General features: G+C 55.4%; 19 protein-coding genes, 1 tRNA gene and 4 pseudogenes. 13 read left to right on the top strand and 11 right to left on the bottom strand.

The window, feature by feature from the left end; all coding sequences use genetic code 11:
- Window positions 1-42 precede the first annotated feature (42 nt).
- A tRNA-Leu gene (locus OEG84_RS17280) sits at window positions 43-129 on the top strand.
- A gap of 151 nt (window positions 130-280) precedes the next feature.
- Entirely contained in the window at window positions 281-1,510 is a 1,230-nt protein-coding gene (locus OEG84_RS17275) for a tyrosine-type recombinase/integrase (protein WP_324288219.1), read from the top strand.
- A gap of 187 nt (window positions 1,511-1,697) precedes the next feature.
- Here OEG84_RS17275 and OEG84_RS17270 read toward each other — a convergent pair whose 3' ends face one another.
- Together OEG84_RS17270 and OEG84_RS17265 are read right to left on the bottom strand one after the other, a co-directional pair.
- Window positions 1,698-3,203, bottom strand: a complete 1,506-nt coding sequence (locus OEG84_RS17270; RefSeq protein ID WP_267654892.1) for a putative bifunctional diguanylate cyclase/phosphodiesterase — start codon at window positions 3,201-3,203, stop codon at window positions 1,698-1,700.
- 20 nt (window positions 3,204-3,223) lie between these two features.
- A protein-coding gene (locus tag OEG84_RS17265) for an IS3 family transposase (RefSeq protein WP_267652815.1) occupies window positions 3,224-4,350 on the bottom strand; the annotation gives its coding sequence in 2 pieces (ribosomal slippage) (window positions 3,224-4,086 and window positions 4,086-4,350; 1,128 coding nt in all).
- A 110-nt stretch (window positions 4,351-4,460) separates the two neighbouring features.
- Between OEG84_RS17265 and OEG84_RS17260 the strand changes: the two genes are divergently transcribed.
- Complete coding sequence (locus OEG84_RS17260) at window positions 4,461-5,234, top strand: outer membrane protein (RefSeq protein WP_267654891.1); 774 nt, start codon at window positions 4,461-4,463, stop codon at window positions 5,232-5,234.
- Window positions 5,235-5,433: 199 nt separating this feature from the next.
- Here the strand turns inward: OEG84_RS17260 and OEG84_RS17255 are convergent, their stop codons facing one another.
- Entirely contained in the window at window positions 5,434-6,345 is a 912-nt protein-coding gene (locus OEG84_RS17255) for a GGDEF domain-containing protein (protein ID WP_267654890.1), read from the bottom strand.
- A gap of 28 nt (window positions 6,346-6,373) precedes the next feature.
- Here OEG84_RS17255 and tnpC point away from each other — a divergent pair, with 28 nt between their 5' ends.
- Complete coding sequence (tnpC, locus tag OEG84_RS17250) at window positions 6,374-7,651, top strand: IS66 family transposase (protein ID WP_267651873.1); 1,278 nt, start codon at window positions 6,374-6,376, stop codon at window positions 7,649-7,651.
- A gap of 20 nt (window positions 7,652-7,671) precedes the next feature.
- Here the strand turns inward: tnpC and OEG84_RS17245 are convergent, their stop codons facing one another.
- From OEG84_RS17245 to OEG84_RS17220, 6 genes and pseudogenes are all read right to left on the bottom strand, one after another.
- Window positions 7,672-7,881, bottom strand: a complete 210-nt coding sequence (locus tag OEG84_RS17245; protein ID WP_267654889.1) for a hypothetical protein — start codon at window positions 7,879-7,881, stop codon at window positions 7,672-7,674.
- Between the two features lie 249 nt (window positions 7,882-8,130).
- A pseudogene (locus OEG84_RS17240) lies at window positions 8,131-8,679 on the bottom strand (transposase); the annotation flags it as partial.
- Window positions 8,680-8,746: 67 nt separating this feature from the next.
- Window positions 8,747-10,261, bottom strand: a complete 1,515-nt coding sequence (gene ltrA, locus OEG84_RS17235) for a group II intron reverse transcriptase/maturase (RefSeq protein WP_425602924.1) — start codon at window positions 10,259-10,261, stop codon at window positions 8,747-8,749.
- A 663-nt stretch (window positions 10,262-10,924) separates the two neighbouring features.
- Window positions 10,925-11,733 (bottom strand): annotated as a pseudogene (locus OEG84_RS17230) (transposase); the annotation flags it as partial.
- A gap of 85 nt (window positions 11,734-11,818) precedes the next feature.
- Window positions 11,819-12,784: pseudogene (locus OEG84_RS17225) on the bottom strand (transposase); the annotation flags it as partial.
- A gap of 68 nt (window positions 12,785-12,852) precedes the next feature.
- Entirely contained in the window at window positions 12,853-13,905 is a 1,053-nt protein-coding gene (locus OEG84_RS17220) for a tyrosine-type recombinase/integrase (protein ID WP_267654887.1), read from the bottom strand.
- Window positions 13,906-14,514: 609 nt separating this feature from the next.
- Here OEG84_RS17220 and OEG84_RS17215 point away from each other — a divergent pair.
- The 3 genes and pseudogenes from OEG84_RS17215 to OEG84_RS17205 all read left to right on the top strand — a co-directional run.
- A protein-coding gene (locus OEG84_RS17215) for an IS3 family transposase (protein WP_267652815.1) occupies window positions 14,515-15,641 on the top strand; the annotation gives its coding sequence in 2 pieces (ribosomal slippage) (window positions 14,515-14,779 and window positions 14,779-15,641; 1,128 coding nt in all).
- Window positions 15,642-15,686: 45 nt separating this feature from the next.
- Window positions 15,687-15,977 (top strand): EAL domain-containing protein, encoded by a 291-nt coding sequence (locus tag OEG84_RS17210; protein ID WP_267654886.1) that lies wholly within the window; start codon window positions 15,687-15,689, stop codon window positions 15,975-15,977.
- 174 nt (window positions 15,978-16,151) lie between these two features.
- Window positions 16,152-16,520: pseudogene (locus tag OEG84_RS17205) on the top strand (transposase); the annotation flags it as partial.
- A gap of 67 nt (window positions 16,521-16,587) precedes the next feature.
- On the opposite strand, the gene bcsS reads toward OEG84_RS17205, so the two are convergent.
- The gene (gene bcsS, locus OEG84_RS17200) at window positions 16,588-17,268 is read right to left on the bottom strand and encodes a cellulose biosynthesis protein BcsS (protein ID WP_267654885.1); all 681 of its coding nucleotides are present in this window, start codon (window positions 17,266-17,268) and stop codon (window positions 16,588-16,590) included.
- Between the two features lie 478 nt (window positions 17,269-17,746).
- Here bcsS and OEG84_RS17195 point away from each other — a divergent pair, with 478 nt between their 5' ends.
- The 6 genes from OEG84_RS17195 to pelG are packed head-to-tail and all read left to right on the top strand — an operon-like array spanning window position 17,747 to window position 24,756.
- Window positions 17,747-19,855 carry a polysaccharide deacetylase family protein gene (locus OEG84_RS17195; protein WP_267654884.1) on the top strand — a complete coding sequence of 703 codons (2,109 nt, stop codon included), beginning with the start codon at window positions 17,747-17,749 and terminating at the stop codon, window positions 19,853-19,855.
- On the top strand, window positions 19,842-20,516 hold the full coding sequence (locus OEG84_RS17190) for a hypothetical protein (protein ID WP_267654883.1): 675 nt from the start codon (window positions 19,842-19,844) through the stop codon (window positions 20,514-20,516). The genes OEG84_RS17195 and OEG84_RS17190 overlap by 14 nt, the downstream gene beginning before the upstream one ends.
- A gap of 1 nt (window position 20,517) precedes the next feature.
- Entirely contained in the window at window positions 20,518-21,192 is a 675-nt protein-coding gene (locus OEG84_RS17185; RefSeq protein ID WP_267654882.1) for a hypothetical protein, read from the top strand.
- On the top strand, window positions 21,189-21,722 hold the full coding sequence (locus OEG84_RS17180; RefSeq protein WP_267654881.1) for a hypothetical protein: 534 nt from the start codon (window positions 21,189-21,191) through the stop codon (window positions 21,720-21,722). Before OEG84_RS17185 ends, OEG84_RS17180 begins: the two co-directional genes overlap by 4 nt.
- A complete protein-coding gene (gene pelF / locus OEG84_RS17175) occupies window positions 21,719-23,299 on the top strand; it encodes a GT4 family glycosyltransferase PelF (protein ID WP_267654880.1) in 1,581 nt (526 codons plus the stop codon). Before OEG84_RS17180 ends, pelF begins: the two co-directional genes overlap by 4 nt.
- On the top strand, window positions 23,287-24,756 hold the full coding sequence (pelG, locus tag OEG84_RS17170; RefSeq protein ID WP_267654879.1) for an exopolysaccharide Pel transporter PelG: 1,470 nt from the start codon (window positions 23,287-23,289) through the stop codon (window positions 24,754-24,756). Before pelF ends, pelG begins: the two co-directional genes overlap by 13 nt.
- Here pelG and OEG84_RS17165 read toward each other — a convergent pair.
- Complete coding sequence (locus tag OEG84_RS17165) at window positions 24,714-25,688, bottom strand: MJ1477/TM1410 family putative glycoside hydrolase (RefSeq protein WP_267654878.1); 975 nt, start codon at window positions 25,686-25,688, stop codon at window positions 24,714-24,716. The two genes, pelG and OEG84_RS17165, sit on opposite strands and share 43 nt — an antisense overlap.
- Window positions 25,689-25,819 lie beyond the last annotated feature (131 nt).

Raw genomic sequence — 25,819 nt, 5'->3', positions numbered from 1 at the left:
GTCATTGACAGGGCTTCGCACACCCCCTAAATCGGCCTGCAAGCCCAGATGGCGGAATTGGTAGACGCGCTACGTTCAGGTCGTAGTTCTCGCAAGGGAGTGGAGGTTCGAGTCCTCTTCTGGGCACCAATTAACTGTTCCGAATCGTCCCGGAAAATCCAAAAAGCCCTGCGAAAGCGGGGTTTTTTGTTGATTTCTTAGGTTTCACGTCCTTCGCCGTCCGACGGCGTGTGATGGCATCCAGAGAATTTGATGGCATTATTGATGGCATTCTGGTGCCATGCCATCACCTTCGCGAGTCGGATGCCATCACATGCCACTTACAGACACTCGAATCCGAGCGCTCAAGCCGGGTGAAAGACCAACAAAGCACGGAGACGGCGGAGGCTTGTTACTAGTTGTCAATCCGAATGGCAGCAAGCTTTGGCGAATGGTCTATCGCTACGGAGGCAAGCAGAAGCAGCTCTCATTTGGTGCGTGGCCTGATGTCTCGCTCGCTCAAGCCCGCGCTCAACGGGATTCGGCAAGGAAACTGCTCGCCGAAGATAGCGACCCATCCCAAAAGAAAAAACTTGACAAGATCGCCAAGGCGGAGGCCGCAACTAACACATTCGCGGCTTTGGCCGAGGAGTTCCTTCAAAAGAACAGCCGCGAAGGAAAATCAGAGGCAACGCTGAGCAAGAAGCGCTGGTTGATCGGACTGGCCCTCAAGGATCTGCAAACCAAGCCGATAGGCGAGATCAACGCTGCGGATATTCTGGTTCCGCTTCGTCGTGTTGAGGCACTTGGAAACTATGAGACCGCTCGCCGACTGCGGGCGGTGATCAGTCAGGTTTTCCGATACGGAATCGCAACGGCTCGCGTCAGCAATGACCCCACCTTTGGCCTGAGAGGCGCCATCATTGCTCCAAAGGTCACGCATCGGGCCGCTCTCACCGACTGGGTATCGTTCACGAAGCTGATCCGCAGTATCTGGACCTATTCCGGATCCATTGAGACGCGAACAGCCATGAAGTTGATGGCACTGCTCTATCCCCGGCCGGGCGAATTGCGGCAGGCCGAATGGACAGAATTCGATCTGGATAAGGCGACCTGGACGATACCGGAAGAACGAGCAAAGATGCGCCGGGTTCACCGGAAACCGTTGCCACCTATGGCAATCGCCATACTACGTGAACAGCAGCGCCACACCGGCAACCTGCGTCTCGTGTTTCCTTCGAGCACATCGCTCGAACGACCGATCAGTGAAAACACGATGAACCTAGCCTTGCGCCGGATGGGATTTGAAAAACACGAAGCGACCTCGCACGGGTTTCGCGCGACCGCGTCCACGCTTCTGAACGAGAGCGGGCTATGGAATGCCGATGCAGTCGAGGCCGAGCTCGCCCATGTGAGCGGCAACGAGGTCCGGCGCGCCTACCACCGCGCCGCCTACTGGGAGGAACGCATCAGGATGGCCGTCTGGTGGGCAGAGAGGATCGGGGAGGGCTTGGGTGAAGAGAACTCTTAGGTACTTCATTTGACGGTGAGGGCTCTCTAGACACCGGGTGGACGATGTCCACCTCTGGCTCCAATACAAAGCTCCCCTCGGCGGTCTGTCGATAACGACTGACGAATTCTCCAAATAGCTGGAGGAGAGTTGGGACTCAGGTCACCAAGGATATCAAAAAACAATTATTTTGGACGGATATGGAAACCTATTCGATCGGGAGTTTAGAGGAAATCGCCGCACGCGCGTCTTCGGCCGTGAGTGGCCGGCTGAATAAGTAGCCCTGCCCTTCAGAACAGCCTCTCAACACCACCGAGTCGTATTGGCTTTCAGTTTCAATACCTTCCGCAGTGGTTTTGATTCCAATTTGGATTCCGAGTTTGATGATCGCATCGACAATTGCCGCATTACTGGCACCTGATTCAAGGCTTTGAATGAATCGCTTGTCGATTTTGATCTTGTCGAACTCGAAATTCTGCAAATAGGCCAGCGAAGAATAGCCCGTCCCGAAATCGTCCATGGAGACACGGACCCCAAGTTCGCGGATAGATTTGAGGATAGTCACGTTGGTGGCCTCTGCTCCCAGCAGCGCTGACTCAGTTACCTCAAGCTCCAACCGCTTGGGTGAAAGCCCCGTGGTCGCCAATGTGTTGACCAACGTTGGGAGAAGCGAGGAGCTCTTGAACTGTAGCGGGGAGAGATTCACGGCTATGCCGATGTGCTCCGGCCAATTGGCTGCCTCCTCACAGGCACGACGAAGGGCCCAAGCGCCCAACTGATTGATGAGTCCTGTTTCCTCAGCGAGAGGAATGAACAACTCGGGAGATATCATTCCCCGGGTCTCGTGCGGCCAGCGAAGCAGCGCTTCGAAAGAAACAATCTCCCGTGTCTTCATATCAACGAGTGGCTGAAAAAACACGTCAAACTGTGAATGTTGAACGGCAAGGCGCAGATCGGATTCGAGTTTCCGCCGGTCTTCCTGTTCTTCGAGCATCCTGGCTTCGAACAATGCAGCACCGCCTGTACCTTTGCCTTTGGCGTGGTACATAGCCAAGTCTGCAGCCTTAATAAGTCCGTTTAGATCATTTGAGAATGATGATGCTCTGGCTACACCGCAGCTTGCTCCGGTATGAAGCGACTTTCCGTCGAGCCAAAAAGGCTCAGATATCTTGTTGGCGGCCGCATTCGCCATGGCCATTGCAGATTGCGGCTGGTCGGAATGCTTATAAATTGCGGCAAATTCATCGCCACCTAAGCGGGCCAAAGGAACTTCAGGTCCGAAAATTTCGGAAAGGCGCTTGCTCACCTCAATCAAGAGATTGTCGCCAGCTTCATGACCATAGGTGTCATTGATCGACTTGAAGCCGTTGAGATCGATGAAAATCAACGCCGGTTCATTTTCATCAGTAGAAAAGTCCGTCAATGCGCTTTGGAGGTCGTCCCTGAATCCTTGACGGTTGAGAAGCCCAGTCAAAGAATCATGGTAGGCCATGAAATGTAGCTTTTCTTCGGAAACATGCCGTTTGGTGGCTTCTTCAGTCAGCGCGGCATCCTGAACTTGGACCTGGCGATTAAGGTTTTCAGCAAGAATTTCTGCGGATTTGCGGCGGGCGTCTTCCTCATCAGTTTCCTTTTTGAGGCTGACCTGACTGTTAATCCGCGCAAGTGCGATGGCAAAATCAACTGGCTTAGTAATATAATGGCGTGCCCCCATCAGGTGGTCCGGTTTGATTGTTAGTGCATCATGGGCGTCTGGTCCATCGGGACAATGCTTTCCGGCGCGGGCGGGCGGTAGCCCAGAGCGCTATGCGGCCTGACGGTGTTGTAGTGGATACGCCATTGCTCGATCAGGATTTGCGCCTCCCTTAGGCTGTAGAAGATTTCGCCGTTCAGCAGCTCGTCGCGGAACCGGGCGTTGAAGCTTTCGCAGTATCCGTTCTCCCATGGTGAGCCTGGCTCTATGTAGGCCGTCTTGGCTCCAACAGCTGCAATCCAATCCCGCACTTTCTGGGCGATAAATTCCGGCCCATTGTCCGACCGAATGTATTCCGGCGGGTCGCGCAGGATGAATAGGTCTGTCAGAGCATCCAGCACGTCCGTTGAGTTGAGCTTGCGGTCCACGCGGATCATGAGTGCCTCCCTGGTGTATTCGTCGATGATATTCAGCGTCCGATAGACGCGGCCGTCAGCGGTTCGATCCTGGACGAAGTCGTAGGACCAGACGTGGTTTGGCCGTTCCGGTCTGAGACGCACACATGATCCGTCGTTCAGCCAAAGCCGCCCCTTTTTCTTCTGCTTTTGTGGCACTTTCAGCCCTTCACGCCGCCAGATGCGCTCAACCCGCTTATGGTTTACCTGCCAGCCCGCGTTGTTCAGCAGACCGGTGACCATGCGATACCCATAGCGTCCGTACTTGTCGGCCAGTTCGATGATATCATCGGTCAGCCGTTCTTCATCTGCCCGGCCCTGTGGCACCTTGCGCTGTGTGGATCGGTGTTGTCCGAGCGTGCGGCAGGCGCGGCGTTCTGATACGCCGAGCTCCCGCCGCACATGGTCGATGCACTTGCGCCGACGCGAAGGGCTTAGAAGTTTCCCTTTGCCGCCTCGGTCAGGATGAGTTTGTCCAGTGTCAGGTCAGACACCGCCCGCCGAAGCCGCTGGTTCTCCTTCTCCAGCTCTTTCAGCCGAGTGAGTTGAGATCGCTGCATCCCGCCATAGAGCTTCCGCCATCGATAAAACGTCTGCTGTGTCACGCCGATCTGGCGCACCGCGTCAGCAATCGTCGCACCTTGCCCTTGCAGAACTTCAACCTGCCGAAGCTTCGATACAATCTCTTCCGGCTTCTCTCGTTTTCCAGCCATCGCTGATCCTCCAATTTGAGGGATAATCTATCCCAGTTGGTGGACCACTTTCAGGGGGCAACTCCACGTTGGTGGCGGCGAATGGATGAATAATCTGGAGAGCAGAGGCTATGGTCCGCTACTTAACGATTTTGGGATTGCTCGCGTCGACGCCTGCATTGGCTGGCGATTTGTCATCTCCCGCGCAGATTTCTAGTGTCGATTGGACAGGGGCTTATGCCGGAGCGTTCATTGGCACGATCAGTGGCGATGGCAAGGCGACGCGAGGTGCTTACCAGGGCGCGCTGCTTACTCTTGATGTCCAGAACGGATTATTCCCCGACTCAATCAAGAATATGAAAGGTCGGCTGAGTGGTGGGCTTTCAGCAGGGTACAACCAGCAATTCGGCAGATTTGTCGGCGGCGTTGAGGCGGACGTATCGTTCGCGGACATCAACATACGATCGGATTTCTCCAGAGTTGATCCCAACCCGAATCCTCCTTTCACTGGGCTTGATACGAACACAAGTTACCAGACCGAGTTCGGGACATTTGCCACCGCCCGCTTACGCGGTGGTATAACCGTCGATCGCACAATGGTCTTCGCCAGTGCTGGTCTTGCTGTTGGTAAAGTGACGAACAGATTCACCCTCGATCTGCCGGGCTTGGGCTATTCTTCTCCCGGGTGGAGCGCTGATGCGACTAAGTTAGGTTATGCGATCGGAGTTGGTATTGAGCACAGGCTCACTGATCGCATTGGCCTGAAACTCGAAGCCATCGGGATTGATTTGCAAGACACGACCGTCCATGCGGTCGACAACGTTACCTTCCCTGGAGAAACTATAGATTATCGCTTCAAGAACCAAGCGTTGCTTGGTCGATTTGGTGTTTATGTCTCTTTCTGAGAAGTGACTGTGTAGATATTCCGTTACTCGCGGGCCATTTCCTTTACGTCCCAGATCTGGGAAGAAGGAGATATTTATGAACAAGGATCAGTGCGAGATACAGCGGAAATTGTGGATACTTCGGTACGCCGATGATTTGTAGCGTTGTGAAAGCATTCCGCTATTTTGGTGCTGGCTGTTCAAGTGTCTATCGCTGGCGTCAACTCTTGTAGAGCGCCCAGTTTTTCTCAAACTCGGCGTCCATCCCAGGATCATATTGCTTGACACAATTACGACTGAGGTTTTTGGCCGCATAGAGTGCACGATCAGCCTTGTAATAGAGGTCTTCCGCATTGGTCGCGTCAGTAGCCATACACAGGCCGAATGACATCGTAATCCGGCCGAAGTCTTGGCCAGACCGGTTTTTTCTAAAAGGTGATGATTCAATTTTTCGACGAATGCGCTCTGAAGTTTCCATTGCCGCTTCCAAACTGGTGTCGTGAAGGATTATGGCAAACTCTTCGCCACCCGTTCGCGCGATCGAGGTATCTCCACCTAAACTGCTCTGCATGACCGCGGCAACCACCTTCAGGACGAGGTCTCCAACCGAGTGGCCATAGGTATCATTGTATTTCTTGAAGTGATCGATGTCTGCGATCAGAAGCGCATGATACATCACGTTCCGTTTGTCATTGTAGATGCCCGTCAGCGCCTCATCAAAAGCGCGCCGATTCCACAGGCCGGTTAGTGGATCAATATTGGCAAGCCGCTTGTATTCTTCAAGCTCAGATTTAACCCGCTGCATTTCCTGAGCGCGTTCTACCAACTCCTGAATGGCCGCCTTGCCTTCTTTCATGGTATCGCCGGTGGCTGATGACATTGCCTTAATGATGTCACTCAGAGCCTCAATGCTGGAATTCTTCGCAAATATGCTGGAATTGCTCTCATCGAGTAGGCTCGAATACCCCCCACGCGATAAATGCTCTGTCTTAATCAGGTGAAGCAAGCCTTGCAGCTCTTCCGAAGTCTGTGCGTGCGCCCCTTCGACAACATTTGCAGCATGATGACGCGCCAAATATTTCTTTCCCATGCTATCAAGCTCAAGCTGGGTAATTACCCACCCCCTTGCCATGCACCACAATGTCTGAATCCATGATGATATGGATCGGACTGATTTGCAGCAGCTGAGCAAGGACGAATTGATCGAGATGGTGCTTCGGCTCCAACGGCCTTCCAAGGATTCTCGGACGTCTTCCAAGCCGCCCTCGACGGACAAGAAAGAGAAACGCGTCAACTCACGACCGGGTGGAGCCAAGCCCGGGCATGAACCCCACAATAGGGTGCTGGCGGATTTTGCCGACATGTTTCGCGATCATGAACCGACCGCCTGCAAGAGATGCGGCCATGCGTTTTCCGGTGATGATACGATGGTGCTGGCCGGGGCCTATGACGAGATCGATATTCCTGCGATCCGTCCTCATGTCACCCGGCATCGGCGTTTTTCCTGTCATTGCCCGCAATGCGGCACGACAACAAAAGCCACCGCACCTGCCGTGGCAACCGCAACGCCGTTCGGGCCAGGCATTCACGCGCTGGCGATCTACCTCAAGAGTTTCCATGCATTGTCTTACGAACGCCTGAGCGGTGTGTTCATGGATATCTTCGGCCTTAATGTGAGCGAGGGCGCGATCATGAACATGTTTTCCCGCTCCCGTCCGAGCTTCCAGGCCACAGCACAGGCCGCCAAGGCCAGCCTTCGAGCCGCCCGCGTTGTCGCCAGCGACGAAACCGGTGTGCGTATCGAGGGCACAAATGCCCAACACTGGGTTTTTCATTGCAAGGATGCTGTTGTCCACCAGCCCGATTACTCCCGTGCAGCACGGGTCGTTCACGAGACCATGGGCGGCCATGTCCCCGAGGTATGGATATCTGATCGGTATTCAGCCCAGCAATCTCACGGCCATCGACATCAAACCTGCCTTGCACATTTGGCGCGTGATACAGCCTTTGCGCTGGAACATGGCGAGGATGATCTCCCTCTTCGCTTCCAGCTTTGGTTTGGCCGTGTGTTTGATTTCGCCAGAGCCATAAGCACATTCGCTGCGTCTACCGTCGCAAGCAAGAAGCGCAAATTCGATAAACAGCTTGCCGGGCTTCTATGCGCCCCGACTTCGTGCGACCTGGCCCAAAAGCTCCAGGCCAAGATCGGGCGGGCCCGCGATCAGCTGCTGACGTTTTGCGACTATCCCGGAGAAGTCGATGTCACCAACAACACATCTGAGCGAAAGCTCCGTCCATGGGTCATTCAGCGAAAGGTGACAAACGGATATCGCGCCATGTGGGCCGCCCAAGCCGAGGCGGATGTACGCACGACCATCGACACCGCCCGCCTCAAAGGCGCAAACCCCTTCCAGGTCATCGCATCCGTCCTGGCATAGGCCGGTAGAAGAACCGGAAATCACGAATTCGGGGGTGGGTAATTACCAAGCTGGGTGGGCGGTTGAGTAAATGCTCTGAACTCCGCGATGAGCGCGGTATCGGACGAATTCAGGACTTCATAGACGAGCTCATAGTTGCGCGGCAACGGCGCAATTCTGTACTTGCGCATCGTCGCGATAGCAATTGTCGCTGGGTCGGTGGCTTCCAATTTTCTTGATGATACGGCCATTGAAGCCTCTGAAAACAATATCAATATTGATTGACTATCGCGCCTACAGATTTAGATTTTGCTAATTGATTGGGCAGCGGCTAGTTGGACATAGGAATCGGCGGAGAGCGGCCGTTCGCTCTGATTCCATCAAGCGCTGCAAAGTAGAACTATTCCACCGTCCAAGGTTCTTTGGATGTCCGTCGTCAGATAAAATGGGATATCAGAGCGGCTTGAGTATTGGAGGCTCTGGTTCGATTGTGTGGCTGATTATGCCGCCTGTGTTTGATGTTGCAAGCGGCGTTGGCGGATTGTCAGTTTCTTGATCTTCTCCCTTTCTCTCAAGATGGCTTTGTCGCGCCCAAAGTAGACGTCGGCAGGTGTGACGTTGTTCAGGCTCTCGTGGTAGCGCTGGTTGTTGTAATAGTCGACGAAGGCCTCGATCTGGCGTTCAAGATCGCCTGGCAGGTAGTAGTTTTCCAGCAGAACCCGGTTTTTCATCGTCTGATGCCATCGTTCGATCTTTGCCTGGGTTTGGGGATGGAATGGCGCACCACGGACATGCGCCATTTTCTGACCTTCCAGCCATTCAGCGAGATCGCCGGAGATGTAACAGGCCCCATTATCACTGAGCAGGCGCGGCTTATGGCGCACAACTGCCTGGTCGCAATCCGATGCCTGAAGTGCCAGCTCAATGGTGTCGGTCACGTCCTCGGCCCGCATGTTGGTGCAGAGCTTCCAGGCGATGATGTAGCGGCTGTAATCGTCCAGGATTGTGCTGAGGTAATACCAGCCCCATCCGATGATCTTGAGTGGAGTAAGAAGCGCAGATGCGCTTCTCCTCCCCGAACCGTACTTGCACCTTTCAGCGCATACGGCTCTCCATTCAAGCTTGGCCCATGGCCATAGCAACATCATGGTAGTGCGACGTGACGGTACTGCGGTCTTCAATCCGGAAGATGTACGGATTCGTCTCCGGATTGCGCCACCGGAATTGCGCCTTGGGGCTTGAGACAAGCCGTTTCAACGCTTTTCCGACGGGGTCACCGCGTTCAGTCCGACCAAACACGAGCCAGGTTTTCGCCTTGCCCGGTTCCGGGACCCGGTACCATTTCCGCATCAAGGGTTTGATGCGAGATCGGTATTTATGGCCCAGCCAATGCGCCATTTTCCAGAACACGACATGATCGATGCGCCGGAATACGTACGCCGTGAAGTCGGTGAACTTGTAGAACGCCGCCCATCCCACCAACTGGCGGTTCAGACTGGCGATCATGCCGACCGTACTGACACTATGATTGCCGGAAAGGGTTTCGGTAAGCCTGCGGGCAAACCCCTTGGCCTTTTCCTTGGGTATCGTCGTGACGATGGACATCCGTCCATGCGCCCCACGCTTGCGGATGATCCGGTGCCCCAGAAAAACGAAGCCGTCATTGACGTGTGTGACATGGGTCTTCTCCATGTTCAGCGTCAACTTCAGTTCACCTTCCAGAAACGCCCGGCACTCCTCACGGATTTCCTCTGCCTGAGCCTTGGTTCCTTTTACGATCACGACAAAGTCGTCAGCGTATCGGCAATAGGCAACGGCAGGTTTCCATTGCCGGTTCTCGCGAGCCGTGATGGGCCTGCCTTGCTGGATGCCGAAGTTCCATGCCCAGCGATCCTTACGAGCCTTTTTGTTCAGATATTTCGCCTCCAGCCACATATCAAACTCGTGGAGCATGATGTTGGACAGGAGCGGTGACAGAACGCCACCTTGCGGAACACCCTCGCTTGAGGCTGTGAACAGGCCACGGTCGATGTGGCCTGCCTTCAGGAACCGCCAGAGAAGATCAACGAGCCGTCCGTCCTGCACCCGTCGCCGCACGCATTTCAGAAGCAGCTTGTGATGGACCGTGTCGAAGTAGCTGGCGAGATCACCTTCGATGACCCAGCGGCCCCTCGTCGTGTCGGCTCCATCCTGAAGCTGTATCCTCACGGTGCGGACGGCATGGTGCACGCTCCGTTCCGGCCGGAAGCCATAGGATAAACGATGGAAATCGCTCTCCCAGATCGGCTCCATGGCCATCAGCATGGCGCGTTGAACGATACGGTCCGTCAGGGTCGGAATACCCAGTGGTCGTAGCTTGCCATTGGCTTTCGGAATATAGACGCGCTTGACCGGCTGGGGGCGATAACTCTCCTCCAGCAGGCTTGTCCGCAGGTCGTCCAGATGCTGATCCAGTTTGACCTGCAGTCTTTGCTTATCCATTCCGTCTATGCCCGGCGTTCGTGCGCCACTTGACGCCAAAACGACACGAGCGGCCTCGGCAAGCCATTCCCGGTTAGCAATCAGCCGAAGAAGCCGATCAAACCGTCGGTTTGGATCGCGTTCGGCCCATGTTGCGAGCTTGTGCTGCATTTCGCTGATTATCAAAGGTCTTCACCTCGCTTGGTCAGATAGTTTGCACTTCAAGCAGCTTGAACTGTTCCCCTTCGCCATGTGACAGGCTTTCCCTGCCGCGGACTACTATGAGAACTCCGCCAACATGATGGACATCAGGGCCAACTCCCTTGCGACGCAGAACATCGTTGTCATTCCATCATGCCTTCCCTCGTTCATATGCTGGACGTCTGCGTATTGGTGAGGCTGCCGGTCGCAGTCTTTTCCCTTGCTTTCCGCAAGTCGATGCCGATGCCATGGTCTGGCTGTATTCTCCCCATGGCTGCCACGGACAACCTACGTATTCGTCCGTGTTGGGATAACGCTGGCGTACATCTCACGCGCCATCATCAGCATTTCACCTGTTAAGCCGTGTAGGCGAAGGCGACATTCCAGCCCTCAGATGCGGGTTAACCGGTTCGTGTTCCTCAACCTTCCAATACTTCAGCCTCGGGAACCATCTCGGCGTAACGGCTTCGCCTCAATCCCCTTTACCTGCGGGCTACGTCACCCTGCCAGTTGACGGCAGGTCACCGCCGCTTGGGCTCATGCCCCTTACAGCAGAGGGCAGGCAATTATTCGCATCCTCCTTTCTCTTTTGCATTCCAGTCATATGCCTCCCCGATTGGGGCGAGGCGCACCATAGGTAAAATCGGTCTGCCACATCTCATTGATGGCCGTGGTTTTGTCTTTGAACTCGTCCGCAACCTTGATTACCACATAGGCAGGTGCGGTGATCAAATCGGCAGCTCTGAGGATACGATAAGCCGATGATTCAGAGACAAAATGCCGCTTCTCATCAGTGTATTTGACCGCCAGTTCCCGGGTCGTCAGCGCCTCGTGTTCCAGCGCGAACTCAATCAGATCGTCGCGCCGGTCTTGGGGGATACGGTTCCAGACCGCCTTCGGCCGTGGAGACCGATCATCCAAGGCATCGACCCCACCGTCGAGGTAAAGATCATACCATCGGTAAAACGTGGTGCGCGGGATGCCCAACATATCGAGGGTCTGCTTGGTTGGCAGGTGCGATGCTTCGACCGTGCGAATGATCTCAAGCTTCTCGGTCGCAGGGTATCTCATACCTCGTCCTCCCCAGCCCCTGTCATGCTTTTTTTGAGCAGACGGTTCTCCGGGGTCAGATCAGCGGTGCATTCCTTCAACGCCAAGGCTTCCGAGCGAAGGTCCTTTACTTCCGGCGACGTCGCCTGACGCGCGGTGTCACCCGACAGCCGGCGCTTGCCCGCTTCCAGGAACTCCTTCGACCAGCTGTAATACAGGCTTTCGGCGATACCTTCGCGGCGGCACAGCACCGAGATGCTTTCCTCGCCTCGCAGATCCGCCAGAACGATGCGGATCTTTTCCTCCGCTGAATAGGTCTGGCGGGTCTTGCGGCGGATGTTCTTGACCAGCTTGTCAGCTGCGTTCTTCGATGCTCCGGATGTCTTGTTCATCTTCACTCCATGAAAGTTATGATGAACCAGAAATCCTCCTTTGTTCAAATCCCCAAATCTGACCCACGCGCGCTGACGTCAGACAGGCATCCTTCGTGCCATCATAAGCGAAGTCCGCCCGCTCATAGGTTCCATCCTTGCGCCCGGACTTGTCTATCACCGGAATATGAGGGACGATCCCCCGCTCATTGACTAGCCAGTCGAGCATGGGACCAGAACCATAGGCCGTTTCCGCAATCAGCCGTTCGGGTGCCAGGTCAAACCTGTCGTCCACCCGGTCCACCATGGTGCGCACTGCTCCAACCTCGGCCTGCCGGATCGAACGCGAGGCTTCGACATCTAGGATCACCGCATTGTCGGTATCGATCAGATAGTTTGCGGAATAGGCAAAATAGGCAGGACCGCCGCGTGCTCCAGTCCACTGCGATCCGGGATCGGAATGGGAAGTGAACTTTGGCTCCACCGGGCTGGCTGCGCCGAAGGCTTCATCATCCAGTGTTTCCAGATATTCCCTAACGGCACGCGGGCCATCAGAGGGATCAATCTTGTCAGGTTCCCATTCAGATTGCGGTGCAGAGTTTTGCCGGTTGGCGGCTGCCTGGATCAGGCTCGCATCAGCCGCAAGACGTTGGCCGCTCACCAGTCCTTCCTCAATGCAACGCGCCACAACTGTCTCGAAGACGTGCCGCAACAGATCGCTGTCCCTGAACCGCCCGTGGCGGTTCTTCGAGAACGTCGAGTGGTCCGGGACTGGGTCACTCAGGTCAAGGCTGCAGAACCAGCGGTAGGCCAGATTGAGATGGACCTCTTCGCACAGCCGCCGCTCGGATCGGATGCCCATCGTGTACCCGACCAGCAGCATCCGGATCATCAGTTCCGGATCAACTGAAGGACGGCCTGTTGAGCTGTAGAACGGAGCCCGATGCTTGCGGAGCTCGGACAGATCAACGAACCGGTCAATCAACCGTAGAAGGTGATCCTTCGGAACATGATCTTCAATCGAAAACTCGTAGAACAGCGCGCATTGCGCCTCTTGCCTCGGACCCATCATCGCGTTCAATCCCCGATGCCAATATCGAAACTGAATCAGTCTTCAGGCCATAAAACAACAAGAGTTCTTCAACGGAGTAAGCGCACATCAGACGATGAATTCCGTTCAAAGATGTCCTGTGCCCGTCTAAAGTCTAGGTCTGTTCTAGCGATCTCGTTGCGTTCGAATGCGAGATAGAGCTCGAGTTCGCTCCGGTGGGAAAGAGCCCGGCGACAAAGCTCATCGAGGATAGTTTCGCGCTCGCTGTTCTGCATTGAAGTATAATGCTTTCGGATTGTCTCGGCGGGCGTGTGACCGAGATTGAGCTGCAGGGCTACTTCCTCAATGATCATCATGTTACCTCGTTTAGAGAGGAACGGATGGAGGACCTTGCGGAAGTCATGTGACGAGATGCCCTCTTCCGGGATGCCGGCAGCTTGGGCTGCATCCTTGATAATCCGCTGAATAGTGGCGTCCGATCTCCAACATTCTGGCGCTTCGGTTTCAACGGACCGGTAACCAAGGCCGATCCCGTTAAGCTGTATGTAGCGGTCCGGCAGGAAGAACGGTGCTTCTTCCCGGAAGCCGTTTGCCTGACGCCATAGCGACCATTGCTGGATTGCATCGAGAAGCCCAGAGCCAAGATCCAGGCAGTAGGTGCGGATGTGCTTGTCGAATTTGGTACTCACCTCACGCGGATCCTGATTGACCCACCTGGTGTGCGTGTTCACGTGCTTGCCGCGGAGTGTGATCAGTGCTGCCACGCGAATGCCGGTCGTGATCAACAATCCGATGACGGCCCGGTTCCGCAGCTCGATCGGGGTTGATGCAGGCATCGCCTGGAAGAGGCAAAGCGTCTGATCAAATGTCAGGCTCGTTCCCTTCACCATGCTCGACTCTGCAGCCCGTTCCCTGCGGGAGAGTTTGAAGTAACCTGGAAGATCGGGATCCATCTGGAAGTCAGGCCGCCGCTGCAGCCATTTGAAGAAAGCGCCGCAACGATCAAGCGTATGCACAACTGTTGATTTGCTCAGCCCCCTGCTCCCACCAAGTTCGCGTCGGTGGCGCAGTTCATCCTTAAACCTGAGAACATCATCAATGTTGATCAGCTCAAATGGCTTGTGATCGAGGAATGCGCTCATACGACCAATGGCGCGCAGATGCTCATCAACGGTTCTTACATCCCATTCCTGGTTGCTTTCGAGGAAGACCCTGTAGCCATAAAGCCGACGCAGATTCGAACTATTGGTTTCCGGCGGGATTGGGGCCCCGTTTCTACCAACACCCCCGAGCCCCCCACATCATTTACGTCGGACGAGTCTTCGGGAGTATTGCGAGAGGCGGTATAGATTTCACCGAGGGCATCGAGCGCTACCTCTGCTTGCAGCATGTTGTGGCAATCCATGCACACGCCTGTCACTGAGATGCATGTGGTGTCAGCCGAAGACGTTTGAATCCTTTCTGTGTCCAGCGCCTTGAACCCTAGGCATATCGAGCAGAATAAGCGGCCATTATCAGGTGAGCGACCACCCGGCCAGCGCATGTTTGTCAGGAACTGGCGCAGCTTGTATCCCGCAAACAGTTGAGGGCGCTTGTTGTCGATCGGCTCCAGCCCGGCACGTATCCAATTCGTAATTGTACCATCACTCACGCGGTAAATCGCGCAGAGTTCTTCACGGGAATAGTGGAGTTGCCCCCTGAAAGTGGTCCACCAACTGGGATAGATTATCCCTCAAATTGGAGGATCAGCGATGGCTGGAAAACGAGAGAAGCCGGAAGAGATTGTATCGAAGCTTCGGCAGGTTGAAGTTCTGCAAGGGCAAGGTGCGACGATTGCTGACGCGGTGCGCCAGATCGGCGTGACACAGCAGACGTTTTATCGATGGCGGAAGCTCTATGGCGGGATGCAGCGATCTCAACTCACTCGGCTGAAAGAGCTGGAGAAGGAGAACCAGCGGCTTCGGCGGGCGGTGTCTGACCTGACACTGGACAAACTCATCCTGACCGAGGCGGCAAAGGGAAACTTCTAAGCCCTTCGCGTCGGCGCAAGTGCATCGACCATGTGCGGCGGGAGCTCGGCGTATCAGAACGCCGCGCCTGCCGCACGCTCGGACAACACCGATCCACACAGCGCAAGGTGCCACAGGGCCGGGCAGATGAAGAACGGCTGACCGATGATATCATCGAACTGGCCGACAAGTACGGGCGCTATGGGTATCGCATGGTCACCGGTCTGCTGAACAACGCGGGCTGGCAGGTAAACCATAAGCGGGTTGAGCGCATCTGGCGGCGTGAAGGGCTGAAAGTGCCACAAAAGCAGAAGAAAAAGGGGCGGCTTTGGCTGAACGACGGATCATGTGTGCGTCTCAGACCGGAACGGCCAAACCACGTCTGGTCCTACGACTTCGTCCAGGATCGAACCGCTGACGGCCGCGTCTATCGGACGCTGAATATCATCGACGAATACACCAGGGAGGCACTCATGATCCGCGTGGACCGCAAGCTCAACTCAACGGACGTGCTGGATGCTCTGACAGACCTATTCATCCTGCGCGACCCGCCGGAATACATTCGGTCGGACAATGGGCCGGAATTTATCGCCCAGAAAGTGCGGGATTGGATTGCAGCTGTTGGAGCCAAGACGGCCTACATAGAGCCAGGCTCACCATGGGAGAACGGATACTGCGAAAGCTTCAACGCCCGGTTCCGCGACGAGCTGCTGAACGGCGAAATCTTCTACAGCCTAAGGGAGGCGCAAATCCTGATCGAGCAATGGCGTATCCACTACAACACCGTCAGGCCGCATAGCGCTCTGGGCTACCGCCCGCCCGCGCCGGAAAGCATTGTCCCGATGGACCAGACGCCCATGATGCACTAACAATCAAACCGGACCACCTGATGGGGGCACGCCAGATACGCCAATGTGGCCCAGTTTGCCCAGTTCGATTTCGACACACTGAAGTTTGACCGGACGCTCATCGAGATGATCGGAAAGGGTCCACGGGGCGAGGCGCTGCTGGCCGGCTTACTGGCGATGGCGGAAACCGTAGGGCACCAGGTGGTAGCTGAAGGTGTGGAGACGCCTGAGCAAAAAGCCTTCCTGACCGAACACGGTTGTCCGATCGCTCAGGGCTATCTGTTTGCAAGACCCATGCCGCCGTCAGAATGCACCGCCTGGATCGAGGGTGTGGGCATTGTTACCGGTTTGGTGTAGCGGCCGGATTTCGAGAAGCACACGTCCTGTTTGTCCGGAATTCCGCTCAGGCTCCGCGTGCATTTGTCAACCGAGCCAATAAAACATAGGCCAATCATCAACGATACGGTCATTTGGCGGCGCTTTACGCGAAGCGGGCAGAAGGCAGAAGGCAGAAGGCAGAAGGCAGTTTGTGCCAGTCCTCGGGAAACGGTGGCGGTTCAATCTCTGATGCGGCCGGCAGCAGATTGTCAGGCATGCCCGTCCAAGCACAGGTGCTGCCCGAACATGGACTTCCGTGCTGTAACGCGGGAGCCACACGAAGATGCGCGGGACTTCGCGCGGTCAAGTCGGAAGACGAAAGCTTACACGATCTCCCGCAACAGACGCAAAAAGGTCGAGATGCTGTTTGCTCACCTGAAGCGTATCCTGAACCTGACGAGGCTGAGGCTGCGAGGTCCAGATGGAGCCAAGGACGAATTCCTTCTCGCCGCCATCGCACAGAACCTGCGAAAGCTCGCCAGGCTGCGACCTCGGGCACCCCGTATGGACTCAATCGCATGATCGCGTATCGCAAACGGCTCCTTCTTAGTCCTTCCTAGCCATAGCCAATGTTTGCAACACAACCTTCCTACCAGGTGCCGCCAAACGGAATTGAAAATTCCGCTTGCGCATAAAAACCGTCATCTCCGGCATTGTCTCTACGCTCTACATAACCGGCCGACAGCGTCATGCTGAATTGACCAACAGGAATGTCGCCAACGAATGCACCATACCGTGTTCGTGACTGGGAACTATCGTCGTCCATATATGTAATTTCTGCCCCAACCGTGAGCGGGGAAAATTTCCAGCCCGCACGGCCACGACCGTAAAAGCCGTTGTCTATTGTCACATAAGCAAGATTAAGTTCGCCGTACAAACTATCCTCAGCTGAAGTCGCCGCTGCAGAGCTGACAATCAACCCGGCATCATTGCTGGAGCCGGTGTTTGCGTTCTCGTGTCGAACCGTGACGCCGGCCTGGAGATTGAGGAAGTAATCCGGGTTCACCCATTGATACCCTGCAAGCAGAGATCCGGAGATATCCGAACTGTCATAGGGCGCAGCAGGAGGATTGTTGAGGTCAGTGTCGGTGTAACCGACAAGGCCGGTCAGTATCCAGCCGGACTGTCCGATGTTTCCGTTAAGAGCGGTCACAATACCACCGTCCAGACCGAACTCACGCTCTACACTGTATCCGGCACCGAAAAACAGAACTGAACTCGCGAAACGCTCGGTATTAAATGTATCAGTATACGCAACGTCAGCAGACACCGCTGCTCCGACTGTGAATGACGATACAATCGCTGACAATACGACACAGCGTATTTGATTTTTGCAAAGAAAAATCATCTCGCCCCCTTTAGCTTAGGGTCTGCTCATGAATGCCCGCCGTTCACGTCAGAACTGCTCCTGACCCTGCGAAGCAGTTTTGACGTGAATCGAAACTGATAATTACAGGCCTGAGTGTTGCACGCAACCCATCTCATCCGTTAGCTTGAGTTTTGGGTAAATTTGTATTCTGTTTCTCTGGCAAGAAAAATCAGCACAGGCGAGAAACCGACCGCTTTTATTATCCCCTCGGCGGACATTTGAGATGTATCAAGCATCACGTGGCAACAATAGGCTGGAACGACACCGAAAATGCCCGCCCGCTGGCACATTATTGGTGTTCGTTTTTCTGATTCTGTCAATTTGTCTACACGCGGGGACGCCTGTTTTCTCTGCTGAAAGCAACCGGATCCCGCGAACAGTGCTGGCCATCTATGATGGATCGAGGGAATCTTCGGCAGACCAAACCCGTATCCACAAATGGCTTGAACTTCCACTTAATCATCTCGGGTTTCGTCTCGAGTATCGCAATGTTGAAGAGATGTTTGCCGAACGTGACAGCAGTCGCCAAGATATAGTCTTCGCAGTCTCATGGTTCGACGCCCAAGTGCCGAATACGCTCCAGTGGGAGAGATGGCTGGATCAGTTCGGAGAAGGACGCCTTCGGATTGCAGTGATCGGAGAAACCGGATTCCCGGAAACGCATGACCTGCTTCTGAGTCGCCTGGGCCTGCGTCTTGAAGGTCGTATTCCCGTGACAATCGCAACGGAGTTCAGGCTTTTTGACCCCGACATCGCGTTTTTTGAGAGACGACCGGACGCGGTCGTTCCGCCTTTCTCCGTTCTCAAAGCAACCAACTCATCGGTTGATCCTTTACTTGGTATCCATGACCGTCGAAGCGCAATCACCAGTTTACTTGCGGTATCAGGCCCGAATGGCGCCTATGCCATCGACGATTTCGCGCTCTCGACCGAACCTGTTACAGGAACCAGCCAATGGCTGATTGATCCCATCAGATTTCTTGAACTTGCCTATGATCTGCCGCTCAGGCCGGTTCCTGATGTAACGACTGTGAATGGTCGCCGGATACTTATCAGCCATATTGATGGCGATGGCTGGAATAATCGCTCCCATGTGAAGCTTTTGGACAACCCGACACCTACCGCCGCCGAAGTACTCAGGGAGCGACTGATCAAACCGTTCCCCGGCATGCCGGTTACAGTCGGCATCATTGCAGGCGACATGGATCCCGCGTTGGGAGGTGATGGTCGCGCTGTGGAAAGTGCGCGCAAGATTTTTGCGCTGCCGCAGGTCGACGCTGGCGTTCATACCTATACGCATCCATTTGTTTGGGAAGTGTTTGCCGGTGGCAACGCTGACGACGAGATGGCGTGGGCAATCAACCACAGAACAACACTACCCCCGTGGCGACGAATCGCCATCGCGCTTCGGGACAAACTGCGCCAAGCAACAGGGGTCTACCGGGGACCTATCTCGTCCGAAGTCGTTCGACTACCGCGATATTATGCCAAAAATCCATTCGATCTGGAAAGGGAGACAACGGACGCAATCGCTGCAGTCAATGCAATTGCACCCGCTGATCGGCCGGCGCCCTTGTATCAATGGTCGGGTGACGCCCTGCCTTTCGAGGCTGCTGTCGCCAGCGTCTCGCGTTCCGGAGTGGCGGCGATAAATGGGGGCGATAGCCGGATGGATCGAGTTTACCCCTCAATGAGTCATCTCTCGGCGATCGCGAGACCGGTTGGAAAGGAGAGGCAGATATACGCCATTGACGGCAACGACTATCTCTTCACCAATGGCTGGAAGGCTAACTATGCATCGGTGGGAAGGATCAGGGAAACGTTTGAGAGATCCGATCTGCCCCGCCGTCTCAAGGGTATCGACATTTATTATCATGCATTCCTTGGCGAGCGTGAAGCTGCCGTCGGTTCTATGGAGCAGCTGATTGCCGAAATGCTTGCAGACGATACCATTCCTGTTCGCGCCGCTGATTACGTGCGCATTGCCGAAGGCTTTTTTTCCACCGAGATCACTGCACTGGGTTCCAGACGCTGGCAGATCACCAATCGCGGCGAACTTCAGACGCTGCGCTTTGACCACGCGTCGGGGTGGAAAGTGGACTGGGATGAAAGTACCGGCGTATTGGGCCAGAAGCAGATAAACGGCTCTCTCTATGTCCACCTTGATCCCTTGGTGACAACTCCGGTTATCGCGGTGACGCGAAAACGGGATTCCGTGGCAAGCTCCCTCACGAACGCACGGTGGAATGTCCGCGGACTGACAAGAAATGAATGCGGCATGGAAATGCTGGCGAGTGGCTTCGGCGCTGGCGCGATGACCTGGGCGGGAATGCGGAACGGCAAGTACCACATCACAGCCAAACGTGATGGTCTCACGGTTTGGACCGGAGACCCCATCGCCAGCAATCAGGTTCTTGAATTTCAGATCGAAGCTGACGCGATCAACCCATTGCATATTCGGATCGATTGTGAACATGCGGCGCTATAAGAGATTTAGCATCCCGGCTGGTATCGTGGCGCTGACATTGTTCGGTATTTGGTCTGTTCCAGGCGAGGCACTCTGGCTTCGGAATTCCCTGCGTGATGGCGTTGATCGCCGTGCTCAGGCCGTAAGCCTCTATGCAAGCGGTGACCGCGAGGCAGAGCTTTTGCTTGGCCTTGTCGAAGCCAACAACGACGCTGGCGACCAGACCGGTGCCGAAGCCTTGTTGGCGGAACTGGCTGAATTGCATCCGAGAAAATCCGCATATACGAAACGCCTTGCCGAGCAGCGGCTGACGATGCTCGACGTTGACGGTTACGTTGACGCTCTCCTGCGTCTTCCGGTCAGCGAATTGACCGCGGCAGAGACAAGCGCTGTCCTTGCCCGGCTGCGTATCGCAAATAGATCGGACACAGAAGCAAATTTCCTGTCTCGCCTGGCTCGCCACGCTCCCTCTGATGAAGTGGTTCTTGCCCGCCTCGGCCTGCTGCACGCAGCGGCTGGGCGTATTGGAGCAGCCATCGACTGTCTCGGCTCACTCGCCGGTAGCGTTGCGGAAACAGAGCAGATCAGGTTGACGCGTCAAGCACTCAGATCATTGGCAGCTTCTGGCAAGCAGCAGGATTGCACTGACAGCAACGATACCCCGGACAAGGGGAGCTTCTGATTTGATGCGGGGAAGGCTTTCACGCTACCTTGGACACCGGCGCGTCGGGCGCATACTCGCGGCCGGCGAGTTTACGGTTCTGGTTCTTGCGATATGGAGCATTACCTATCTCCTGACCGGCAACGGGTTCGGCTTCGATCTTGCCCCTCATCCAATGTGGATTCCGGTGCTGCTGTTTTCCATTCAACATGGTTCGTCAGGAGGCTTGCTGGCGGCGGTTGCTGTAAGCACCATGTTTATCTTTGGCACCGGTTTTCGTGTTGGAACAATTGGCCTGGAGCCTACCGAGCTCGCGACGCTGTTTGCTCGCCCGGTGGCGTGGATCATCACTGCTCTGGTCCTGGGTTCAATTGTTGACCGCCGACAGACGATGAATTCCGCGTTGCGACGACGCATCAAAATGAACCATCAGCGGCAGCGACGATTGACGGCAATTGCCCGCACGCTCAAAGAGCGCAACCTGCTTCTTCAGCGTGCTGTCACACTCGGCCATACCGGGGTGACGGAAACCATGACCACCCCCGTCCTGAGCCAGCCGAACACCGTCGCTATTCAGACTCAGCGCATGTCGAATTTGGTGCTTCTACCTCGCCCCGGAAGCCCGAGGACCACGCACTTCTCGTCAGGCCAAAACCGCAGGCAGCAACGCTGGCAACTATTGCAGCGACGATCGTGAGCGAGGCCTGCATGGCAGCTTTATTGCCGGGGCTGCCATCTTACCTCGCATTGCATCTGGTCGTGCTGGCGGGCCTTGCAACTTTGACATTCTGGCGCTGGCGGCGTGGTGAGGAGATAACCCTTCTAATTCTGCTGATTGTCACGACCACCGCGCTCGGTCCTGTCGGCGCACTGGGCATTGGGCTGGTGGCGCTTGCACTCACACGACCACCAAACGAAACGAACGAGAGATTGCTGGAGCGGCCCGGCCTGGCGTCCGGCACGGCGCGAATTGAAGCATCCCCCTATTCCGGTCTTGACGCTCCCTTGTCGATCGAACCTATCGCGAGCGTAATCGAAAACGGCGGCGAAGCTGGTATCCAGGCGGCGATCGAACTATTGGCTCAAAGATATGACCGTGATTTCTGGCCGGTCCTTGAGAGAGCGATCCACAGCTCAGATCCCTCGATACGGTCTCATGCTGCCGCAGTCGCCAGCGAACTCCTTCCTGAATTTCGCGGCCCCGCCCGTACGCCAGGTACATCATGAATGCTCCTGGCGGGAAGATTGGACATGGAGACACATATGGTCGCCAGCAATCCCTGATCGACGGCTGCGATCCAAGTTTCAGCCTGGCCGACGACGTTTGCCTGATCACTGAAGGCAGTTATCCGTTCGTGCTCGGTGGCGTGTCTGCGTGGACCCAGAGTCTCATGGAGATGCACCCGGAAAAGCGGTTTCATCTCGTCAGCATACAGGCCGACGAGCGACAACTTCCGACCCGTTATGCCCCGCCAGTCAATCTCGCGAGCCAGCAGATTCTTCCTCTTCGGCGCCGACCAAAACAATCATTCAAACGAAGAAGTGGAACCAGCAACAGTGATATCGCAGTCCTTTTAACTGCAATTTCCAAACATGGCGACAGAGCTGCTCTTGAGCAACTGATACGTTTGATGGACGCCGGTGGCGCATACTCGCCGGATAGTCTTCTCAACTCGCGCCTCGCGTTTGACACTGTCCGGCAGATGTATTCAGAAGCCTGTCCGGAGGGTTCATTTCTGGGATATTTCTGGACGTGGCGCGCCTTGCACGAAGGACTTGTCGGTCTGATCGAAGCCAAATTGCCTGACGCTGCCATTTATCATGCCACAACGACTGGCTATGCCGGCCTTCTCGCCGCAATCTGCAAAATCCGCTTCGATCGCAAGGTGGTCGTGACCGAGCACGGCCTTTACGCGAGAGAGCGGTGGATGGAACTCCTGACCCAGCCGCCGGTCGGCACCCGCATCGATACGGGATACACATTGACGGAAACGCGCCCTACGATCAGCCGCGTCTGGGGAGAAGCTTTCGACGCATTTGCGAGGCTCGCGTATCAAAGCGCTGATTGCGTCACAACTCTTTTCGAAACCAATCGCCGCCATCAGATCGAGGCGGGCGCATCGCCCGAGCAAACTCGCATCATTCCCAATGGGGTGAGAATGGAGCGTTTCGACGCCCGACGGGTGCCGCTCGAACCGGCACCGCCGCGCATCGCCCTCATCGGGCGAGTTGTCCCGATCAAAGACATTTGCAGCTTTATCGAAGCTGTCGCGCTTATCATCATCGAGTTTCCGGATCTGTCCGCAACCATCGCCGGACCGATGAATGAAAACCCCAATTATGCAAAGATCTGTCAGCGTCTCGTGGAAAAGAAGCGGTTGGAAACGATCATCACTTTTGCCGGCAATGTACCTGTCGAGCCCCTGCTGATGGAGACTGATGTGCACGTCTTGACAAGCATCAGCGAAGGACAGCCGCTCGCACTGCTCGAAGCCTGTGCGGCCGGTGTGCCAAGTGTCGTTACAGACGTTGGGGCATGCCGAGAGATCCTGCTTACCGGACCTGGTGGCCAATGTAGCGATCTGCCGCCTGGCGGCATTGTCGTTGATCCGGTCTCGCCCGCTGCGATCGCCGACGCAGTAGCAGCCTTGCTGCGCTCTCCCGAGTTAAGGCAGGAAATGGGAACCGCCGCGCGACAACGGGTCAGCAGAAACTACCGTGAAGACGTGTGCCTACGCGCCTATGGCGCGCTGTATTCAGAGCTGCTGGATCATGAGGAAGACGTGAAGCCATGGCGGGAATAGGTTTTGCATTGCAACAGCTGGACCGTAGAGGGACCGCCTTGTCCGGCGCATCTGCTCTGCTCGGCGGGGCAATCGCCACATCCGGTGCCTGGCTGGTCACCGTTGCAAGTCTGGCGCTTCTGGCCATTCCGGCATCCTGGTTTGACAGCTCCGACTTCCTGACTTCTCTCAGGCTCAGCATCGTCTATGCTTTCATGATTGCGATGGTCGCTTCTGCGGCTCCAACGCTGATGGCGACAAAACGTATATCGGACAGTCTTTACAGCGGAAAACTGGAAGCCGTTCCGTTCATACTTCTTAAGTCGATTCTTTGGTCTGCCATGACGACATTAGCGCTTTCGATGGTGATCTGGATTATCGTCATTCCGCAATCCCTTGCAATGGGCGCTGCTTACATCGCCACCACACTCACCGTTTCCATTCAATGGCCACTGATGGTGGTCTGTGGCAGTGTCATGAGGTTTCGACCAGTCATCCTTGCTTACCTGGCAGGTGGGTTGGTCTCCGTCACCGGGGCATCAATCGCTCTCGTGTCTGACGCCAGCTTACCCTTGGCACTTCTTTGCTTTACGGGAGGCCAGATGGTCACGGTCTGCATATTGCTGGAACGGGCAATGAGCATCTTCCCATTTCCTGTATCTTCAACGGCATATCTTCGTCATCGAAAGTCCACGAAATCCGGAGCTCTTGCACTGTTGGGTGTAGCAGCAGCCATCGGTGCGGCCGGTCTTTGGGTCGACAGATGGGTGATATGGACCTCGAAATTCGGCACCAAGACCGTTGAAGGCCTCCCCAATTCAGCACTTTACGACACGCCGCTTTTCTGGGCGCAGCTTATGCTGATACCGGGATTGGCTGCTTTTCTGGTCCATCTGGAAACAGGTCTTGTCCGTAATCTCAGACAGTTTGTCGCGTCCATTCTTTCGCATGCCACTCTTGCGGAGATCGATCAGCTAGGTGAAACCCTTGCTGAGCAGGTACATCGACGCCTGGGCATCATATTTCGCGCAGAGACAGTGCTGTGTCTCGCAGTTGCAATCTGTGCACCGCTCTTTGCCGAACAACTCGGGATGACCTACCGGCAGATTTCGGTTTACCGCATTGCGCTTGCGGGGGTTGCCTGCCACTTCGTGTTTATCGCATGCTCCGGGATCGTACTCATGATCGATAGACGTTTGGAATTTGCAATACTGCAAGGAATATTCCTGGTGGCAAATGGCGTATCGGCTGCAGCCGTTGTTCTGTTCGGAGAGCGTTTTCTCGGAACCAATTACCTGGTCGCCGCTTCCATCTCAGCGTTGATAGCCTGGTGGGCGATGCAGCGGGCGCTCACTGATGTGACGTACCACACTTTCATGGACGCCGTATTCCGCCCTTCAGAAGAACAATCAGACCAGAGCGAACAGTCTGTTTCTCAGCGAGGTGCATTGGCCGCCCGAATGCCAAACGAGACCTGAGCTGAGACCGGATCGCTGTCGCTTGGTTGATCGAGTTTGCGAGTAGCAAAAGTGGCAACATAGCCTAATTGACCAAGCCGTTTGGCCGCTTCCATGCGTTTCTCACCGACAGGCAGGTACTCAACAACGAGAATCGGCAGGCCGGCCTGATACGCCACGTTCAAACTTGCCGAGACCCGTTTGAAATAGTTCTCTGAGTTTTCTTTGCCGTCGCCATCAACACCATATAGGAGGTCTTCCTGAGCGATTGCATCGATCACCGATCGCATTCTCTCACTCCGCGCAAGCGATCCGGGATTTTGCGCGATCACCAGAAAATTTGGCCGACGCTCGCGCGCATAAGCTGCCAGATCCACAATGAGATCAATCATGGCTTTTGCGGCTCTCGGGCGATCTTTACCTTCAGCACGTGTGAACTCGCTGATTGTATCGAGATAGACCCCGTCAAATCCTGCGGCAAGAATCCGGTCCAAATAGGCATCGGGATCCCCGTAAAGGACACTTCGCCACTCTCGCGTCCAATAATCGACAGAAAAATTTCCTGGCCAGCGAGGGTTTTCGGCTCCCATCCAATCTGGCCTGCGGATGCTCCATACCGGATCCCAATAATGCCGGTAGGATTCCGATTCCCCGATACTGAGATAGGCAAGAACGAGTTTTTGCCCACCATCGGGGCGCGTCTTGATGCGCGCCAAATCTGCCGAAGTGAAGATGGTTTCCGCGTGGCCATCGGCAGAATAATCAATGACGGTCAAATCGTCATTTCGACTCTCGATCAGTTCAGGCTTGATGCCCTGGAGCTGAATTGACCAATGGCGAACCTGATACCCTGATGTCCCCACTTCATTGTTCGGCTTCAACGCTAAAAAAACGACGCCTACTGTGAAGACAAGTGCGAAAGCCGCCGCTGTCGGAATCAACCATCGATGCATAATGCTATCCTGCAAGCCCGCCCATCAACTCTCCCCGGGCAGATCAATCGGTTTGGGAAGGGTCTGGAGGCGAGTTCCATTGTCTCAATGTTGATCTCAATGAGTCAATGCCAGTGCAGGGGCATGATGTC

Origin of the sequence: Hoeflea algicola, assembly GCF_026619415.1 — a bacterium.
In the GTDB taxonomy this organism is placed as follows: Bacteria; Pseudomonadota; Alphaproteobacteria; order Rhizobiales; family Rhizobiaceae; genus Hoeflea; species Hoeflea algicola.
The sequence above is the reverse complement of the archived record's forward strand: the minus strand, read 5'-3'. Positions and strand labels throughout refer to the sequence as shown.

Bases quoted from the DNA above. Each gene is read 5' to 3' on its own strand.
- pelG (WP_267654879.1), top strand. From the start codon at position 23,287: ATGGCGGGAATAGGTTTTGCATTGCAACAGCTGGACCGTAGAGGGACC.
- tnpC (WP_267651873.1), top strand. From the start codon at position 6,374: ATGGATCGGACTGATTTGCAGCAGCTGAGCAAGGACGAATTGATCGAG.
- ltrA (WP_425602924.1), bottom strand. From the start codon at position 10,261: ATGCAGCACAAGCTCGCAACATGGGCCGAACGCGATCCAAACCGACGG.
- OEG84_RS17255 (WP_267654890.1), bottom strand. From the start codon at position 6,345: ATGGCAAGGGGGTGGGTAATTACCCAGCTTGAGCTTGATAGCATGGGA.
- OEG84_RS17165 (WP_267654878.1), bottom strand. From the start codon at position 25,688: ATGCATCGATGGTTGATTCCGACAGCGGCGGCTTTCGCACTTGTCTTC.
- OEG84_RS17245 (WP_267654889.1), bottom strand. From the start codon at position 7,881: ATGGCCGTATCATCAAGAAAATTGGAAGCCACCGACCCAGCGACAATT.
- OEG84_RS17220 (WP_267654887.1), bottom strand. From the start codon at position 13,905: ATGAGCGCATTCCTCGATCACAAGCCATTTGAGCTGATCAACATTGAT.
- OEG84_RS17275 (WP_324288219.1), top strand. From the start codon at position 281: ATGCCATCACCTTCGCGAGTCGGATGCCATCACATGCCACTTACAGAC.
- pelF (WP_267654880.1), top strand. From the start codon at position 21,719: ATGAATGCTCCTGGCGGGAAGATTGGACATGGAGACACATATGGTCGC.
- OEG84_RS17270 (WP_267654892.1), bottom strand. From the start codon at position 3,203: ATGGGGGCACGCCATTATATTACTAAGCCAGTTGATTTTGCCATCGCA.
- OEG84_RS17260 (WP_267654891.1), top strand. From the start codon at position 4,461: ATGGTCCGCTACTTAACGATTTTGGGATTGCTCGCGTCGACGCCTGCA.
- OEG84_RS17190 (WP_267654883.1), top strand. From the start codon at position 19,842: ATGCGGCGCTATAAGAGATTTAGCATCCCGGCTGGTATCGTGGCGCTG.